Annotated in this window: 16 protein-coding genes; 4 read left to right on the top strand and 12 right to left on the bottom strand. The window is 56.3% G+C overall.

Annotation, left to right across the window (positions count from 1 at the left end):
* Nucleotides 1-13 precede the first annotated feature (13 nt).
* From recC to rppH, 9 genes are all read right to left on the bottom strand, one after another.
* Nucleotides 14-3388 (bottom strand): exodeoxyribonuclease V subunit gamma, encoded by a 3375-nt coding sequence (recC, locus tag C6A40_RS06900; protein ID WP_021242010.1) that lies wholly within the window; start codon nt 3386-3388, stop codon nt 14-16.
* Between the two features lie 12 nt (nt 3389-3400).
* A complete protein-coding gene (locus C6A40_RS06895) occupies nt 3401-3724 on the bottom strand; it encodes a prepilin-type N-terminal cleavage/methylation domain-containing protein (protein ID WP_008499660.1) in 324 nt (107 codons plus the stop codon).
* The gene (locus tag C6A40_RS06890) at nt 3709-4110 is read right to left on the bottom strand and encodes a DUF2509 family protein (RefSeq protein ID WP_021242011.1); all 402 of its coding nucleotides are present in this window, start codon (nt 4108-4110) and stop codon (nt 3709-3711) included. The genes C6A40_RS06895 and C6A40_RS06890 overlap by 16 nt, the downstream gene beginning before the upstream one ends.
* Entirely contained in the window at nt 4107-4667 is a 561-nt protein-coding gene (locus tag C6A40_RS06885) for a prepilin peptidase-dependent protein (protein WP_021242012.1), read from the bottom strand. Before C6A40_RS06885 ends, C6A40_RS06890 begins: the two co-directional genes overlap by 4 nt.
* Entirely contained in the window at nt 4658-5122 is a 465-nt protein-coding gene (locus tag C6A40_RS06880; protein WP_025912413.1) for a prepilin peptidase-dependent protein, read from the bottom strand. The genes C6A40_RS06885 and C6A40_RS06880 overlap by 10 nt, the downstream gene beginning before the upstream one ends.
* Before the next feature lie 184 nt (nt 5123-5306).
* A complete protein-coding gene (thyA, locus tag C6A40_RS06875; protein ID WP_008499663.1) occupies nt 5307-6101 on the bottom strand; it encodes a thymidylate synthase in 795 nt (264 codons plus the stop codon).
* Nucleotides 6102-6107: 6 nt separating this feature from the next.
* On the bottom strand, nt 6108-6983 hold the full coding sequence (gene lgt / locus C6A40_RS06870) for a prolipoprotein diacylglyceryl transferase (protein ID WP_045335258.1): 876 nt from the start codon (nt 6981-6983) through the stop codon (nt 6108-6110).
* A 192-nt stretch (nt 6984-7175) separates the two neighbouring features.
* Nucleotides 7176-9422: a phosphoenolpyruvate--protein phosphotransferase gene (ptsP, locus tag C6A40_RS06865; protein ID WP_008499665.1), complete on the bottom strand. Its 2247-nt coding sequence runs from the start codon at nt 9420-9422 to the stop codon at nt 7176-7178.
* A gap of 12 nt (nt 9423-9434) precedes the next feature.
* Entirely contained in the window at nt 9435-9965 is a 531-nt protein-coding gene (gene rppH, locus C6A40_RS06860) for an RNA pyrophosphohydrolase (protein WP_013098553.1), read from the bottom strand.
* Nucleotides 9966-10648: 683 nt separating this feature from the next.
* Between rppH and mutH the strand changes: the two genes are divergently transcribed.
* From mutH to C6A40_RS06845, 3 genes are all read left to right on the top strand, one after another.
* Nucleotides 10649-11341, top strand: a complete 693-nt coding sequence (mutH, locus tag C6A40_RS06855) for a DNA mismatch repair endonuclease MutH (protein WP_021242015.1) — start codon at nt 10649-10651, stop codon at nt 11339-11341.
* 128 nt (nt 11342-11469) lie between these two features.
* Entirely contained in the window at nt 11470-11688 is a 219-nt protein-coding gene (locus C6A40_RS06850) for a YgdI/YgdR family lipoprotein (protein ID WP_008499668.1), read from the top strand.
* A 131-nt stretch (nt 11689-11819) separates the two neighbouring features.
* On the top strand, nt 11820-12860 hold the full coding sequence (locus C6A40_RS06845) for an NADP(H)-dependent aldo-keto reductase (RefSeq protein ID WP_021242016.1): 1041 nt from the start codon (nt 11820-11822) through the stop codon (nt 12858-12860).
* A gap of 92 nt (nt 12861-12952) precedes the next feature.
* On the opposite strand, the gene lplT is transcribed toward C6A40_RS06845, so the two are convergent.
* Both lplT and aas read right to left on the bottom strand, forming a co-directional pair.
* A complete protein-coding gene (lplT, locus tag C6A40_RS06840; RefSeq protein ID WP_045335257.1) occupies nt 12953-14146 on the bottom strand; it encodes a lysophospholipid transporter LplT in 1194 nt (397 codons plus the stop codon).
* Nucleotides 14139-16298, bottom strand: coding sequence for a bifunctional acyl-ACP--phospholipid O-acyltransferase/long-chain-fatty-acid--ACP ligase (aas, locus tag C6A40_RS06835; RefSeq protein ID WP_008499671.1), 2160 nt, complete (start codon nt 16296-16298; stop codon nt 14139-14141). The genes lplT and aas overlap by 8 nt, the downstream gene beginning before the upstream one ends.
* A gap of 425 nt (nt 16299-16723) precedes the next feature.
* On the opposite strand from aas, the gene galR reads away from it, so the two are divergent.
* Nucleotides 16724-17740, top strand: coding sequence for an HTH-type transcriptional regulator GalR (gene galR, locus C6A40_RS06830; RefSeq protein WP_021242019.1), 1017 nt, complete (start codon nt 16724-16726; stop codon nt 17738-17740).
* Here galR and C6A40_RS06825 read toward each other — a convergent pair.
* The gene (locus C6A40_RS06825; RefSeq protein ID WP_023294480.1) at nt 17701-18186 is read right to left on the bottom strand and encodes a GNAT family N-acetyltransferase; all 486 of its coding nucleotides are present in this window, start codon (nt 18184-18186) and stop codon (nt 17701-17703) included. The genes galR and C6A40_RS06825 overlap by 40 nt on opposite strands.
* Between the last annotated feature and the right edge of the window lie 170 nt (nt 18187-18356).

The raw sequence follows: 18356 nt of genomic DNA, 5'->3' as shown, positions 1-18356 counted from the left end.
TTTTATACAGCGCTCAGGACTGATTAAATCTAAACAACGGCAACAGGTAGCGCTGCGCCTCTTCCGTGATAGCCTCAAAGTATTCTGGCTCGAGCGCTCGCCACAAACGCTGATACCAGACATCCTCACCTTCACCCCGCACCATCATGTTTCCTTCATAGGCCTGCATAAACTTACTGCGCGCTTTCTGGAGCGAAACCTCATCCGTTAACATCGCATCATTCTGCGCGTCATAACAGGCTTTTATCCAGGCGCCGCCACTTTCCGGTAGTAACAGGAGCGGTTTGTTCATTCCCTGACGGTAGCCTTCAATGTACAAAGAGAGATACCCTAACGCCTGCTCGACTTCCATCGGCGGGAAGCGCCATTCGCCCTCTTTGCGCACGAAAATGCGGCTTTCGCCTTTATGCCCACCCGCACTGTAGACAAGATGTTCCAGCCAGAGTTGCAATCCTTGCGAAACGCTTAGCATTGAGGGCCGCCAGCGCAGCAGCCCATCCGGCTGTACCTGGGTTAACCAGCCCGTGAGCTGTACCCCGTTGCAGTTGAGATCAATTTCAATACTTTTCCCCGGCTGTCGGCACGCTCTTACGCGCTCTGCCAGAGCGGTCATCTCCTGGCACTGCGCCTCCCAGACGATCTCCCCGAACGCTCCGTAGGGCAGCTGACCCGCAGCACGGTAGCGACGGTAAAGTTTGTCCGCATCTTCCTCTTCAACCAGCGCATTCAGCAGCTGCAGGTTTAACTGGTAGCGCTCCAGACCTTCCAGCGTAAACGGTTCTGCATCAGGAATTTCACTCTCTTCAGAGCGGAAGTTGACCTGCAGTCGCTGCTGGAAGAAGGCGCGCACCGGATGTGCCCAAAACCGCTGAAGCTGCTCGAAGGTCAGGGTGTCGATGGGGCGCGGGTCAAGTTCCTGAATGAAATCAGTATGCGCATTCCCCTCCTTTTTCGCCGCCGGTAACCACTCATGCGCATAGCTCTGGCGCTCGCTGGCAATATAGTTCACCGGGTCAAACGGCATGCGGCTGTGGAAACAGGTGATATGGGCTTTCACCCTCTGCTCGCTTTCATCACAGTTGCGCTCTTCATCTCCCGGCAGGTAGTGGCTCTGGCCGATATAGTCCACCAGCTCCTGCACCAGTACGGAGGGGAAACGCTCGCTGTTGTCCTGAATAGAACGGCCAATATAGCTGATATAGAGCTTGCTCTGCGCGGAAATGAGCGCTTCAAGGAAGAGGTAGCGGTCATCATCGCGGCGGCTACGATCGCCCCGTTTTGGGTTTGCGCTCATTAAGTCGAACCCCAGCGGCGGCAGCGCGCGCGGATACACACCGTCGTTCATGCCAAGCAGGCAGACCACCCTGAACGGGATAGAACGCATGGGCATCAGGGTGCAGATATTGACAGGCCCCGCCAGGAAACGCTGGCTGATTCGCTCCTGGTCAAGCCGCTGCGTCAGCTCATCACGCAACAGCGACAACGGGATGGCCTCGTGGTAGTGGGAATTCACGCCTTCGTCGATGATAGCCTGCCACTGGGTTTCAATGAGCGCCATCGCCGCTTCGGTGTCATTGTCCGGCAGGAAGAAATCATTGAGTAACGCCCTGCAGACCGGGAGCCATTCTTCAAGTGGACGCGGCTGCAACAGCGCATATCGCCAGCGATTAAGCTGCATTAATAGCGATGCTAAATGCCCCACCAGTTCAGCAATTAACCCGCTGGACTCATCGTAAGGCAGCACCTCATTCCACTCACCCTGGCTACTTTCCATGGCGTAGCCCAACAGCATACGCGTCAGGCCAAATCGCCAGGTGTGCTGTCCGGTTGCGGGAAGCTCGAACTCCTGAACGTTATCGTCATCGATCCCCCAGCGCACGCCAGACTCATTCACCCACTGACGAAGGTAGCGCAGACCCTCTTCATTAATGTTGAAGCGTGCGGCCAGCACGGGAACATCCAGCAACGCCAGGACATCTTCGGAGATAAACCGGCTATCCGGCAGTGACAGCAGAGTGATAAACGCCTGCAATACCGGATGCGACTGGCGGGCACGACGGTCAGAAATCGCGTAAGGCAGGTACCGTTCCCCCGTCGCGCTGCCAAAGACGGCCTGAATAAAGGGACTGTAGGTGTCGATATCCGCCACCATCACCACGATATCGCGTGGCGTCAGATCGGGATCCTCCTGCAGCATCGCCAGCAGCTGGTCGTGAAGCACTTCGACCTCACGCTGCGGGCTGTGGCAAACGTGGATCGTGACGCTGCGATCGTCAGGATCCAGTTTTCGCTTATTGTCGCTGCGTTCGAACTCGTTCGCCGTCACGCCCATGACGGCGCGGTTTTCCAGATCCAGAATATCTAACTGAATATTATGCAGCAGGCAGTCCGGGGCGATCTCAACAAAGGCATCCACATCACCTTCACCTGAGGAAGTGATGTCTGAAAGCATGTGAATGTAGTCACGCCCCAGCTTCCCCCACGAGGCAAGCAGCGGATTGGGCAGGTTCTGGATACCGTCTTCATCGAAAAGCTGCCCGGCCGTCGAGCCGTCTTTAAACAGCGGGATGGATCGTTCTTCAAAAAGGCGTTTTCGTTGGCGAGTTACCAGCCGTGCAAGCCAGCGTTCGTCGAGAATATCCCCCCAATACTGTCGGCAAGGGTTGGTAAACAAAATATGAATATCAATATGTTTACCCAGCGCATTCAGCGCCTTCAGATAGACAGGGGGTAATGCGGATATCCCGCAGATAAAAACGCGTGACGGCAGTCGGGCCGGGCGTTCCGACGCATTTTCAAGTATTGAGATAAACCGATCGTAGAGATTGGCACGGTGCCACTTAGGTTGGCCCTGTCTCTCGGTATGCTCCACCAGCGCTTTCCACAGCGGGGCCTGCCATATTTGCGCCTCCGGCAGGCCTTCAACCAACTCGCCCGCTTCCCAACGAATTAACCAGTCAGAGCGGTAAACAAGGTATTGGTCGTAGAGATCGGCAGTGCGCGACGCCAGCTGGAACAGCTTGCGCTTGTCGGTATCGTCATTGAGGTAGTGGCGCAGCATGGCAAATTCATCGTGCTGCAGCATTTCCGGCAGCAGCGCCATCAGCTTCCAGCTCATGGCCTGCTTGTTGAAGGCGCTCTGCTCCGGGATATCCGGCAACACGCGGACAAACATCTCCCAGATAAAGCTCGCAGGCAGCGGGAAATCAATATTCGCGGCAATACCAAACTTGCGGGAAAGCGACATTTGCAGCCACTGCGCCATACCGGTGCTCTGCACCAGCACCATTTCAGGCTCAAAAGGATCGTCAAGCCGCTCGCGCTCAACGATAAACTCCATCAGTGCTTCCAGCACATCCAGACGATTTGAGTGGTAGACCCTTAACATAGACGCTCCCGACTACTGGCTAACCGGGCAATGCAGACGCGTTAACTCACCGCGCCGACCCAGAGGAGAAATAAGTGTAACCGTGATGCTGACACATCCTGCGAGCGTTGTCTGCCCCCGACTGGCCTGCCAGCCTGCCGGGAGAACATTTGTTGAGAGCTGAGACTGGTTCCAGGCATGGTGCCAGAGCTGGCGATACTGATTAAACACGGTGAACCGCGCCGCCAGCGCCCGGTGATACCCCGACAGTGCCGTCACGACCACCACCAGCAGCATCATCGCCAGCAGGACCTCAACCATGCTAAACCCTTTTTCTCTGCTCACGGCAGCTGACATAACGCACTCTCCTTAAGGGGGCAAAAATCGCTCCAGCCGTGAGGCGAAAAGCGCACTATCCCGTCGACGATCTCTCCCCTGCGCCAGAGCAGTAGGTCGTTGCCGCCGGCTATCAGCAGTACCCGCGCCTCGCTCAGCTGACGCAAACACACCCGCCATGCCGATGTCGTTTTGCACTGGACTGGTGGCGCTGACGCCCAGCGCTGAACGCGCCCCCACTCAAGCGCGGACTGCACCGTCGCCTGCTGCTGAAGCGAGCGGCTCTCACCGCCGACGAGTGCACTGAACGTTGTGAGCTGCTGATTGAGGCCCGTCAGGATCAAAGTACCGAGCACCAGTAAAAGCAGAACCAACGCCAGCGAAGATATGCCGCGTTGACGATTCACAGGTTGTACCCCGTGACCGTATACAACGCCTGCCAGGGTTCCCCTTTTTCATCTTTACGCCTCGCGGCCAGTTCGATATTCAGCTCTGGTGCAAAACCGGCATGTTCGACTCTCCTCACCACAAAGTGTGCTATCGCAAGCCTGTCCGGGTCCGTGAGCTTTTCCCACCCTTTTCCTTCACACGACGTCGCGCCACGCAGGGTTTCCAGCGCCCCCGATTCCAGACGAAAACCGGTGCTGTCATTTTCTGATGCGCTGCTATCCCAGTAGCCGTTACTGTTGGCATCCCACCGCGCAATGATGCAGCGCCCCTGCCTGCCGATCGTCAGCGCCTGTCCCTGGCAATTTCCCGCGCAGTACCCCGCACGCTGAAGCTGTTTGCCGAGGGCGAACAGGCGTTGCCAGACCTCTTCTTCCAGCTCTCGCTGGGCAGATTGCAGTAATACCGCCCGCTGCAATCCGGGTAAAAAGCGCGATGCGCTTATCAATAACAGGCTGCTGATGGCTGTAGCAATCAGCACTTCGGTAAGCGAAAAGCCGCCCTGTCTCATCGACATTGTCCTCCCTCGGAGACCTTACACATCCTGATGCGCCCTCCGTCTGAAACGATAATCAGCCAGTCTCCGGCACGACTTTGAACGCGTATCCGCCCTGCCCATGCCGTATCCCGTAATCCATAGAACCCCAGCGACGGCGTGACCTCGCCGATCGCGACCTCAGGCCAGAGGGGGAGCAGCACAAAGGGGCTGTCCTTCTCACAGCCCTGCACGGCAGAGCTCACCAGACAGTCCCTGTCGCCAACCCGCTGACGGGTGATTTGATGGTCGCGGTTGTGGCGGTTGGCATGGTTGCGCAGAAACAGCAGGTAATCTCGCACCTGACTGGCGGTTTGCCACAGCCGCTGATGCCGTTGCCAGCTGTCCCAGCCGTACAGACCTGAAGCGCTGAGGATGACGACAAGCGAAACAGCGACCAGCGTTTCGATAAGCGTAAAACCGTTCTCTTTTTTCATACCGGGAGTGTGGCGAAGCGCCGTGAACATGACGAGCATCGGATTATCGTTTTACGAGGCGTCATCCGCAGAATTGGGAGGGTTGCAGTGCGTTGCACGCCTTCTGGATAGCGCTTCGGGAAACGGGAGAAAGGCGAAAAAAAACCGGCGCTAAACAGCACCGGTTGTGTCAGGCTTTACGGCATCAGATCGCGACAGGCGCTTTGATGCCCGGGTGCGGGTCGTAGCCCTCAATCTCGAAATCTTCAAAGCGGTAGTCGAAGATTGATGCCGGTTTGCGTTTGATGATCAGCTTCGGCAGCGCACGCGGTTCGCGGGTTAGCTGGAGATGCGTCTGTTCCATATGGTTGCTGTAGAGATGGGTATCCCCACCGGTCCAGACGAAATCACCCACTTCCAGGTCGCACTGCTGCGCCATCATATGAACTAACAGCGCATAGCTGGCAATGTTAAACGGCAGACCGAGGAACACGTCACAGGAGCGCTGGTAGAGCTGGCAGGAGAGCTTGCCGTCAGCGACATAGAACTGGAAGAACGCGTGGCACGGCGCCAGCGCCATTTTATCCAGTTCGCCAACGTTCCAGGCGGAAACGATGATGCGGCGCGAGTCCGGATCGTTTTTCAGCTGGTTCATCACGGTGGTGATCTGGTCAATATGGCGGCCATCAGGCGTTGGCCATGCGCGCCACTGCTTGCCGTAAACGGGGCCCAGGTTGCCGTTCTCGTCTGCCCATTCGTCCCAGATGGAGACGTTATTTTCGTGCAGATACGCAACGTTAGTATCGCCTTGCAGGAACCAGAGCAGTTCATGAATGATCGAGCGCAGGTGGCAGCGCTTTGTCGTCACCAGCGGGAAGCCTTCTTGCAGGTTGAAGCGCATCTGGTGGCCAAAAATGGAGAGCGTACCGGTACCGGTGCGGTCATTTTTCGGCGTGCCCTCATCGAGCACTTTTTTCATCAATTCAAGATACTGTTTCATGGTTCCTCAGGAAAGTTGTTGCTGTGGACGACGACGATACGCCCAAATCATCATAATGGCACCCGCGACGATCATCGGAATGGAGAGGATCTGCCCCATGCTGATGTACTCTACCCACTCGCCGGTAAACTGGGCGTCCGGCTGGCGGAAGAACTCGACGATAATACGGAATGCACCGTAGCCAATCAGGAACAGGCCGGAGACAGCACCCATCGGACGTGGCTTGCGGATAAACAGGTTAAGGATGATAAACAGCACCACGCCTTCCAGCGCCAGCTCGTACAGCTGGGACATATGGCGCGGCAGCACGCCGTAGGTATCGAAAATGGACTGCCACTCAGGGTGCGACGGCAACAGCGCCATGTCTTCCGCGCGCGACCCCGGGAACAGCATGGTAAAGGAAACGCTCGGGTCGACACGCCCCCACAGCTCACCGTTGATGAAGTTGCCCAGACGGCCTGCCCCGAGACCAAACGGGATCAGCGGTGCGATGAAATCTGACACCTGGAAGAAGTTGCGTTTGGTGCGTTTGGCAAAAATCACCATCACCAGAATCACCCCAATCAGGCCGCCGTGGAAGGACATGCCGCCGTCCCAGACGCGGAACAGATAGAGGGGATCGTTCAGGAATACCGGGAAGTTATAGAACAGCACATACCCAATACGGCCACCGAGGAATACGCCGAGGAAGCCCGCATAGAGCAGGTTTTCAACTTCGTTTTTGGTCCAGCCGCTGCCAGGACGGCTGGCGCGACGGCCAGCGAGCCACATGGCAAAAATGAAGCCCACCAGGTACATCAGACCGTACCAGTGAAGCGAAACAGGTCCTACTGAGAAAATGACCGGATCAAATTCCGGAAAATGCAGATAACCACTGTTCATCTGTCACCACAAGATGTTGTTATTCCGCTGAAAGTGGACAGCGGTAGAAATGCGATTCTGCCGTAAGCAGAGGCTCCAAAGTTGCGAATCATAGCACAAGGCGGGCGCGGAGGATGCGCCCGAGATGTAAAAGATGTGTATAGGGTTTTATGCGCGCTGGTGCCTTCTCCCACAGGGAGAGGGAGAAAGGCTTTAGCGGCCGCCGCGGATCAGACCGCCCATACCGCGTCGTTCCATAAACGCCGCGACCTGGTGGCGAACCTCAGCAGCCAGCTGCGCCTCAAGGCTACGTTCTGCCAGTTCGCGGGCATCATTGATGTCAATATGCCGCAGCAGATACTTCACGCGGGCAACAGCGCGACCGTTCATCGACAGATGGCGATATCCCAGACCAATCAGGATCGCAACGCACATGGAGTCCCCGGCCATTTCACCGCACAGGCGTAAATCAATGCCGTACTGCTCCGCTTCACGGGCAATCATCGCTAAGGCGCGAATGATCGCCGGATGCAGGCTGTCATAGATACTGGCGACGCGGGTGTTGTTACGGTCGACGGCCAGAATATATTGCGTCAGGTCGTTCGTGCCGACAGAGATAAAATCCACCCGGTTCGCCAGCTGCGGCAGCATAAAGACCATAGACGGCACTTCAAGCATGACGCCGATCCGCGGTTTCGGAATCGCATAACCGATCATCTCTTCCACTTCACGGCCTGCACGTTCGATCAACCGACGCGCTTCGTCGATCTCATCGATGCTGGTGACCATCGGCAGTAAAATGCTGAGATTGCCCGTCGCCGCGTTGGCGCGCAGCATCGCACGCACCTGGATCAGGAAGATCTCCGGCTGATCGAGCGTAATGCGGATCCCACGCCAGCCCAGGCACGGGTTTTCTTCGCTGATCGGCATATAGGGCAGCTGTTTATCCGCCCCGACGTCCAGGGTTCGCAGGGTGACAGGTTTGTCGTTAAACATTTGCAGCATGCCCTGATACTGCGCCACCTGCTCCTCTTCAGAGGGAAAGCCGCTTTGCAGCATGAACGGGATTTCGGTGCGGTACAGGCCAATACCGTCGATTCGGCTGCCCAGCTTCTCTTCATGTTCAGGGCTTAAACCGGCGTTGAGCATGACTTTGATCCGCTCACCGCTCTTAAGCTGGGCGGGCAGGTTAACGTCATCTTCCGCCAGCTTGCTTAATTCATTCTCTTCGCTGATAAGACGCTGGTATTCCTGGAGCAGAACCGGCTCAGGATCGACCAGCAGCTCACCGCGATAGCCGTCGACCACCAGCGTACGGCGATGAAGCACCGACGGCTGAATGTCCGCCCCCATAACGGTAGGGATACCCAGCGCGCGCACCATAATGGCGGCGTGCGAGTTGGCGGCACCATCGCGCACCACCACACCAGCCAGCCTGTCCTGCGGCAGTTCAGCCAGCGTCGTTGCTGAGAGTTCATCGGCGACCAGAACAAACCGTTTTGGCCAGGCGTTAGGCCCCTGAATGGTGTCATCAAGATGGAACAGCAGGCGCTGCCCCAGGGCGCGCAGATCGCCTGCGCGCTCTTTCAGGTAACCGTCGGTCAGCGCCGCAAATTGATCGGCAAATTTTTCGATGACCTTCTTAACCGCCCACTCCGCGACCGAGCCTTTATCCACTTCCGCAAAAAGCTCACGGCGCAGGCGCGCATCGGAAAGCAGGTGCGAATAGAGGTCAAAAATGGCCGCCGTCTCTTTTTGCGCGCCTGCGGCAAAGCGCTTGCTGTAGCGACGAAATTCATTCGCGGCCTCTTCCAGCGCGGCGGTAAGCCGCTCGCGCTCCAGCGCTTCATCAAGCGTTGAGGCTTCGTAAACCTGCTCCATGAGCGGCAGCGTGGCATCCATCCAGCCTTCAGCAATCGCCACGCCTGGCGAGGCAGGAAGGGCACGAATGCGCGTATGGCGATACTGACCAAAGAGCGCGGCAAGCTGAGACTGGGAGAGGATCGCCGCCATCTGCGTGGCCAGCGTGACGAGGAATGACTCCTCGCTTTCGTCGTACTGACGTAGCTCACGCTGCTGGACAACCAGCACGCCGAGCAGCTGGCGACGCTGGATAATCGGCACGCCAAGGAAAGCGCGGAAGCGCTCTTCTTTTACGGAAGGAATGTATTTAAAGCTGGGGTGTTTTTGCGCGTCAGCAAGGTTAATGGGTTCAGCCAGTCGCCCAACCAGACCCACGATACCCTCATCAAATGCGAGCGTTACGGTGCGTCCACGCGGTTTTTTCAAACCACGGGTCGCCATCAGGTAATAGCAGCGCCGATCGTGGTCGGCCAGATACACCGAACAGACCTCGGTCTCCATCGCAAGACAGATGTCGGTGACCAGAATATTCAGCGCCTCGTTCAGACGCGGCGCGCTGGCCACCTTCTCGACTATTTCTCGCAAGCGGGTGAGCATGATTTGCGTAGCTTAACCTCTTTTACGTCGCCAGGCAGGTGCGCTCTGCGGCTTAGGCGGGATCTCCTGAAGCTGCATCACCACACTTGCAAACTCTTTCATCACCCTACGGTAAACATCGCGCTTAAATGACACGACCTGACGAACAGGATACCAATAGCTCACCCAGCGCCAGCCATCGAACTCCGGCGTACTGCTGGTTTGCATATTGATGTCTGAATCGTTGCCCACCAACTGCAACAGAAACCACTTCTGTTTCTGGCCGATACAAACCGGCTTTGTGTCCCAACGCACCAAACGTTTCGGTAACTTGTAACGCAACCAGTTGCGGGTCGAAGCCAGGATGCGAACATCTTTTCGGCTCAAACCGACCTCTTCAAAAAGCTCCCGGTACATCGCTTGTTCTGGGGACTCTCCAGGATTGATCCCGCCTTGCGGGAACTGCCAGGAGTGCTGACCATATCGACGGGCCCACATCACCTGGCCCTGACGATTACAAATTACTATTCCTACGTTTGGGCGGTAGCCATCGTCATCAATCACCGGACTACCCCAAACTAAACCTTATATATGAATGATTGTTTCACACTACAGGGAGGCGGTAAACCACTCTCTTACAGGCCTGCAACCTAATAACAATTGAATAACTCACAAATATGTGCGGAGTTATAAACAGATGTGAGACAGCAAAGGGAATTTTATTCACCTTTTCTGTGGATATAGTTGTGAAGAAGTGTCTGATTACCGATGAACAACCTCAAGCGCCGCGAAAGACCCTTTTATACCCCACCGAATTAATATGATTATTTTCATAGAGTTATACGCATTGAGATAAACAAAAAACTGATTAGCGTGACGATCGTCACATCAGGGTTCGTCGCACTGATGAAAGATCGAACAGCGTCGGTTTTATCCACAGATTGTGCCAATAAGTTAGTCACAATTTGTTTGAAAATTCGATTTTCATCGCACGTCAAGGCTGTAAATGGAAACAGTAGTCAGGGTTATGCCCAGTTATCCCATTTTTCTGTGGATAACATGGTGTAAGATCCTGTTCATTGTCAGTGACCAGATTTGAACAACCGCTTTTTCCACCCAGGCGAAACGATTTCAGACCAATAAAAAAACCTATAAATCATAGAGATGTCATATTGGTACAGAAAAAGTTAAACTCTATCCACAGGGGACAATTTCTTCGTTTATTTTTTAATCAAAAGGTTACCGTCATGCACCCGCTTACACCCTTGCTCTCACCACCGTCCAGCGAGAGCCAGTTGCTACTGCAGGCACAGCGTCTGGCTGGCTTTTCGCTTGGCGAGCTGGCGGCAATGGCCGGGCTTCCGATCCCAAAGGATCTGAAGCGGGATAAAGGCTGGATCGGTATGCTGCTGGAGCTGTGGCTGGGTGCCAGCGCAGGGAGCAAACCCGAGCAGGATTTTGCAGCCCTTGGCGTGGAGTTAAAAACCATCCCTGTAGACCGCCAGGGCAAGCCGCTTGAGACCACCTTCGTCTGCGTTGCGCCATTAACCGGCAATACCGGCGTAACCTGGGAAACCAGCCACGTTCGCCACAAGCTGAAGCGCGTATTGTGGGTACCGGTTGAGGGTGAGCGTCAGATCCCCCTGGCCGACCGACGCGTCGGCGCGCCGCTGCTCTGGAGCCCTGACGAGGATGAGGAGCATCAGTTGCGTCTGGACTGGGAGGAGCTGATGGACATGATTGTGCTTGGGCAGGTAGAGCGTATCACCGCCCGACACGGAGAAGTATTACAGCTGCGTCCGAAAGCGGCCAACAGTAAAGCACTTACCGAGGCAATCGGCGCGCAGGGCGAGCCTATCCTGACGTTGCCGCGCGGTTTTTATCTCAAAAAGAATTTCACCGGTGCACTACTCGCACGTCATTTCCTGTTGAAAACATAGTTTTTTACTTATTTTGAGAGCTCTCGAACATAATCGACTGCTTTTTAAGATTTTACCGCTTCCTCAAGTCGCCATATCGGGTTAATACTAGATTATGATTTGATACAAGCCAGATGAGGACGATAACGATGAAAAAATGGGCAGTGTTAGTGTCAGCAGTCGGTTTAGCGTTTGCTGTATCGGGCTGTAGCAGCGATTACGTCATGGCGACAAAAGATGGTCGAATGATCCTGACCGACGGTAAACCCGAAGTCGACGATGATACCGGTCTGGTCAGCTACCGCGACCAGGAAGGCAATAAAATGCAGATCAATCGCGACGAAGTCTCGCAAATTATCGAGCGATAAACAGAGAGAGGTCAGTCGCTTGCTGGCCTTTTTGATTTTTTTCTTCCCCTTTTGCTTCCCCTCTGCCATGTTTATATTCCTTTGTCGGGCACGGCCTGACGCGGTCTATAAGTCTATTGAGGAAGCCGGCTATGCATTATCACCGTATCCCCCACAGCGCTCTGGAAATTAGCCAACTGGGGTTGGGCACGATGACATTTGGTGAACAAAACAGCGAAGCCGATGCCCATGCACAACTCGATTACGCTGTCAGCCAGGGCATTAACCTGATTGATGTCGCAGAGATGTACCCTGTACCGCCACGTCCTGAGACGCAGGGACTTACCGAAACCTACGTCGGTAACTGGCTGGCAAAACGCGGCAACCGTGAAAAGCTGGTGATTGCCTCCAAAGTCAGTGGCCCCGCGCGCAACAACGATACCGGGATCCGCCCGAACCAGATCCTCGATCGCAAAAATATCCGCGCTGCACTGGACGCCAGCCTCAAGCGTCTGCAAACCGACTATCTCGACCTCTACCAGGTGCACTGGCCGCAGCGGCCAACCAACTGCTTTGGTAAGCTCGGCTACAGCTGGAATGAGAGCGCCCCCACCGTGACGCTGCTGGAAACGCTGGAAGCGCTGACCGAATGCCAGCGTGCGGGAAAAATCCGCTACATTGGTGTCTCTAACGAAACGGCCTTTGGGGTCATGCGCTATCTGCACCTGGCGGATAAGCACGATCTGCCGCGTATCGTGACTATCCAGAACCCTTACAGCCTGCTTAACCGCAGCTATGAAGTGGGTCTGGCCGAAGTGACGCAGTATGAAGAGGTGGAACTGCTCGCCTACTCCTGTCTCGGCTTCGGCACGCTGACGGGGAAATACCTGAACGGTGCGAAACCGGCCGGTGCGCGTAATACCCTCTTTAGCCGCTTTACCCGCTACAGCGGCGAGCAGACGCAGAAAGCCGTTGCCGCCTATGTGGATATCGCGAAGCGTCACGGTCTTGACCCTGCGCAGATGGCGCTGGCCTTCGTGCGTCGTCAGCCGTTTGTTGCCAGTACCCTGCTGGGCGCAACCACGATGGAACAGCTGAAAACCAATATTGAGAGTTTCCATCTGAACCTGAGTGAAGAGGTGTTAGCGGAGATTGAAGCGGTGCATCAGGTTTATACTTATCCTGCACCGTAGCCTGATACTTTTGCCCGGTGGCGCTACGCTTACCGGGCCTGCAGGTGCTCAAACCCAGGCCGGGTAAGGCGAAGCCGCCACCCGGCTATATATCAACGGCGACGTTGCCAGAGCCATAATGCAGCAATCGCAATCGCAAACAGCCCGCCAAACCCGACGCCAATCCCCACCACCGGCACACCCACTTTTACCGCCAGCGAGTAGAGTCCCAGCATTAACAGCATCGCCAGGTTTTCACCCAGGTTTTGTACGGCGATGGCATTCCCCGCCCCGACGGTCTGCTTGCCACGCTCCTGCAGCAACGCGTTCAGCGGCACCACGAAGAAGCCCCCCAGAATACCAATCAGGATCAGGAGGACATAGGCAGGCAATAACGCATGCTGCAGCGAGAAGATCAGCACCACCACGCCAATCAGGATCCCTGCGGGCATGCAGCGTGCTACCGTCTCGAGCGTCACCAGCTTCGCCGCCGCGCCTGCCCCCACAACAATGCCGATGGCCACCATCGCATTAAGATAGGTCGGCGTCGCGTTGTCCGTAATGCCCAGCGCCACGGGCACCCACAGCACCAGCAGGAAGCGCAGCGTAACGCCCGCGCCCCAGAACATACTGGTCCCCATCAGGGAGAAACGCGTTTCACCGTTACGCCACAGCACGCGGCAGGCGGTAAAGAAGCTGCCGGTCATTGGTTTAACGCGCCAGGACTGGCCCGGGCGAGCCACCGGCAGCTTCGGAATAAACAGGTTCGCCACGACCGCCCCGCCATACACCACCGCACACACGCCCAGTGCCGCCAGCACATGCCAGTCGGCCAGCACGCCGCCCGCGACGGATCCGAGCAGAATAGCGGCAATCGTTGACGATTCCATCAGGCCGTTGGCTTTCACCAGCTTATCCCCCGTGGTCAGCTCTCCGAGGATGCCGTACTTCGCCGGCGAGTAAGCGGCGGCCCCAATGCCCACCAGCGTATAGCCAATAAACGGATTGAAGCCAAAGCAAATGCTGGCCGCCCCCAGCAGCTTGAGGCCGTTGGCAAACATCATCACCCGGCCTTTCGGAAAGCTGTCCGCCACCTGTCCCACAAACGGAGCAAAGATAATGTAAGCGCCCACAAACACCATCTGCAGGATCGGCTGACTCCAGTCGGGGTAAAACTCGGCTTTCAGCAGCGCCAGCGTGGCAAACAGCAGCGCGTTATCACCGAACGCAGAGAGAAACTGCGCGGCGATGACGGCCATCATGCCTTTCGACCTGAGGGATGTGTTAGTGTGTACTGACTCATGCATTTTGCTGTTCCGCCTCTTCAACCATGCCTTTCAGGGTCACGAAATCGGGCTTCCCGCTGCCCAGCACCGGGAGCTGTTTCAGGTAGCGAATATCGCGCGGCACGGCCAGTTCAGGAATACCGTGTTCGCGTGCATAGCTCAGTAATCTGTCGCGCTTAAGCTCACTGTCTGTCGTAAACAGTACCAGCGCCTCACCTTTGCTGGCATCGCTCTTCACGACGGTGGCGTGCATCTTCTCGGCGGACACGGCCGTCGCCAGTTGCTCAACCATTTCCAGAGAGACCATTTCACCGGCGATTTTGGCGAAGCGTTTCGCGCGTCCCTGGATCTGTACAAAGCCTTGTTCATCAAAGCGGACAATATCACCGGTGTCGTACCAGCCGGTTTCAACCTCGCCGTTGACGTTCTCCGCCGTCGGCGCTTCCAGCACGCCTGGGTTTTCCACGCGCAGATACCCGTTCATCACGTTTGGCCCTTTCAGCTGCAGGCGGCCGCCGTCCTCTATGCCCGGCACCGCCAGCAGACGCGCGTCCATCCCCGGCAGAATGCGGCCAACCGTTCCCGGTTTCGCCGCCATCGGCACGTTAATCGAGACCACGGGCGCACACTCGGTCACGCCATAGCCTTCGAGAATGCGCAGGCCAAACTTGTCCTGCCAGATCTGACGCGTGCTCTCCTGCAGTTTTTCCGCACCGGCCACCACGTACCGCACGCGATAGAAGTCATACGGATTGGCAAAACGCGCATAGTTCCCCAGGAAGGTAGAGGTCCCGAACAGAACGGTACAGTTACGGTCATACACCAGCTCCGGCACGATGCGGTAATGCAGCGGGCTTGGGTAAAGGAACACTTCTGCACCGGTCAGGAGCGGCGTGAACAGCCCCACCGTCAGGCCAAAGGAGTGGAACAGCGGCAGCGCCGACATAAAGCGGTCGTTCGCGGTAAAGTCGGCGATGCTTTTGATCTGCTCGACGTTCGCCAGAATGCTCTTGTGGCTGTGGACGACGCCTTTCGGGTTGCCCTCCGATCCCGACGTGAAGAGGATAATCGCGTCATCTTCCGGCTGCTGTTTGACCTGGGCCAGACGCGGCATCAGCAGATGCGCAAAAATCCACAGCTTGTCGCCGGTGGTCACGTCCGCTTTCAGATCTTCCAGGAAGACCCAGCGCACCTGAGTGAGCTGCTCGGGAAGATGCCAGAGCTTGCCTTTGTCCAGGAACTGGCGGGAGGTAAAGACGGTATTAATCTGAGCGGCAGTAATGGCGCTGGTCAGCCCCTTCACGCCCGCCGTGTAGTTCATCATCGCCGGGATCCGGCCCCGGGAAACCGCGCCGAAAATCACCGCCGCGCTGATGCCCGCGTTAGGCAGCATCAGGCCAATCTTTTCGCCCTTTTTGCTGTACTTCTCCAGAATACGGCCCACAAACAGGGTCTTGGTCAGCAGTTTGCGATAGGTATCCGGGGTAAAGTTGATGTCTTCGATGCAGTTTTTCTTCGCGCCATAGCGGTACTGCGCGGAAAGCAGGGATTCGTACAGCGTTTCGCGCGGGCGCACGGCCATACGCGCTTCCATCATAATCTGATGCAGCATTTCCCCGGCGATTTTACGGCGATCGCGGGCACGCGGCGCGTCGGGCATCGGTAATGACGTTGGCGGCAGGATATGCAGCGTGATTTTGGGGAACAGACGCTGCTTCACCAGCCCCTTCAGACGGCTGAAATGGGTCAGCTCCGCGCCTTCAATACGCAGCGGCACCACGGTCGCTTTTGACTTCGCCGCAACAAACCCCGCGCCGTCGTAGATTTTCATCAGCGAACCGGTCACGGAGATACGTCCTTCAGGGAAAATGACCACCGGACGCCCCTGCTCGACCAGACGTACCAGATGCTTAATCATCATCGGCTTTGTCGGGTCGAGCGGCACAAAATCAATCAGCGGCGAGAGCCAGCGCATGTACCACTGCTGGCTGATGGAGGTATACACCGCAAACACCGGACGCACGGGCAAAAACAGCGCCAGCAGGATGCCGTCTATAAAGGAAACATGGTTTGGTGTGATCAAAACGCGTTCGCCGCTAAGCGCCCGGGTGTCGCCAGTGATGCGGATGCGAAAAAGAATACGGAAAAGCGTACGGAAGAACCCAAATAGCATCTCAACTCCCTTTGCCAGCCAGTGTGGAGGGTTATTAGTAAATGGTGGCAGATTACACGAGAAGTGATAAGGGAGCGACAGCAAAAGTGGAGGCGAAAAAAAACCTGCGCATCCGCGCAGGTTGGTGCAAGAGATGAGTACGAAACCGTACTAAGAATTCTCACCAATCAATACCTCTGGGATCTCAACTGTATCAACCTCTTTAACGCCCTTGCTATCGGACAATCGCAACAGCCTGAGGCAAAGTGTAACTAAAGGTTCAGATTCACATTTTTCAGACATGACTGGGCGTGTAACGATTACACCGCCAGGGGTGTGCTGCGTCACGTTTGTGGAGAGCGGAAATCCGCTCCCCTTGAATGCACGGCGCTTTTCCGCAACACTATTTGGTGTGTAAACGCTTACCCCCAATAAGAAGGTAATGAATGGCGACAATAAAGGATGTGGCCCGTCTGGCTGGCGTGTCGGTGGCAACCGTCTCGCGCGTGATTAATGATTCACCAAAGGCCAGTGACGCATCACGTCAGGCGGTACAAAGCGCCATGGAATCCCTGAATTATCATCCCAATGCCAACGCTCGCGCGCTCGCCCAGCAGTCCACAGAAACGATTGGTCTGGTGGTGGGCGATGTTTCTGACCCCTTTTTCGGCGCCATGGTGAAAGCGGTTGAACAGGTTTCCTATCAGACAGGCAATTTTTTGCTGATCGGCAATGGCTATCATAACGAACAAAAGGAACGCCAGGCCATTGAACAGCTGATCCGCCACCGCTGCGCGGCGCTGGTGGTTCACGCTAAAATGATCCCGGATGCCGAACTGATTCACCTGATGAAGCAGATGCCCGGAATGGTGATTATCAACCGCATCATTCCCGGCTTTGAGAAACGCTGTGTGGCCCTCGACGACCGCTACGGCGCCTGGCTTGCCACGCGGCACCTGATTCAGCAGGGCCATACCCGGATTGGCTATCTCTGTTCCAATCACCCCATTTCTGATGCGGAAGACCGTCTGCAGGGCTACTACGATGCCCTGCGTGAAAACGGGCTGCCGTGTAATGACCGTCTGGTGGCCTACGGCGAACCGGACGAGAGCGGCGGTGAACAGGCCATGACCGAACTGCTGGGCCGCGGACGGAATTTCACGGCGGTTGCCAGCTATAACGACTCTATGGCCGCAGGGGCAATGGGGGTGTTGAATGACAACGGAATTGAGGTACCGGCAGAAATTTCGCTGATTGGCTTCGACGACGTGCTGGTCTCCCGCTACGTTCGCCCGCGTCTGACCACCGTGCGCTACCCAATCATCACCATGGCAACGCAGGCCGCCGAGCTGGCGCTAGCGCTGGCTGAACAGCGCCAGCCGCCGGAAATTACCCATCTGTTTAGCCCGACGCTGGTCCGTCGTCACTCCGTTGCGTCGCCTGCAGAAGCACAGAGCGAATAACGATAGAGATGCACCCGCGTGTTGGGGTATTCCAGCCCATCACCGATATACTGCCAGCCGTAACGTTCGTAAAAGTCGCGGCAGGCAGACCAGAGATGGAGCTCCTCATACCCGGACTGCGCGGCGTAAGCGATAACATGCTGCTGAAGCTGCCCCGCCAGCCCTTTGCCTCGCGCCGCGTCGTCAACGTAGAGCGCCGCCAGCCACGGACAGAGATCCTGACGGGTGATCAAATCGCAGCGCCAGAGTCCCACCGTGCCAAGAAGCTGTTCGCCGTCAACGGCAATGAACGTCAACGGTAATGCCCCAGGCGTCTGGCTGTGCTCAACAATGCTGTGGAAAAATGCCCGAGGAAGCCCTTCGCCAAAGGCCTGCCAGATCCAGTCGGTAACCTGCTCTGCGAAGTGTGGCGCCTTGTAAAGCGGGAGGATGACAGCCTTATTCATGTTTCACCTGCATTTTCTCATGTATTTACTGGCCTGATGCTCCAGCCCGGTTCGGTGATTATCTTACCAGAGTCAGGCTATTGAGTTTGACTTCAGGCTGGCCGGACGAATCGTTACCAAAAAGCGTGATCGTGGCAGAGTTTTTGCGCTTCCCGCATCGCTTATACGGC

This window comes from Enterobacter sp. GER_MD16_1505_Eko_090, assembly GCF_003331015.1.
Lineage (GTDB): Bacteria > Pseudomonadota > Gammaproteobacteria > Enterobacterales > Enterobacteriaceae > Enterobacter > Enterobacter roggenkampii.
This window is presented reverse-complemented; position numbering and strand designations above follow the sequence as displayed.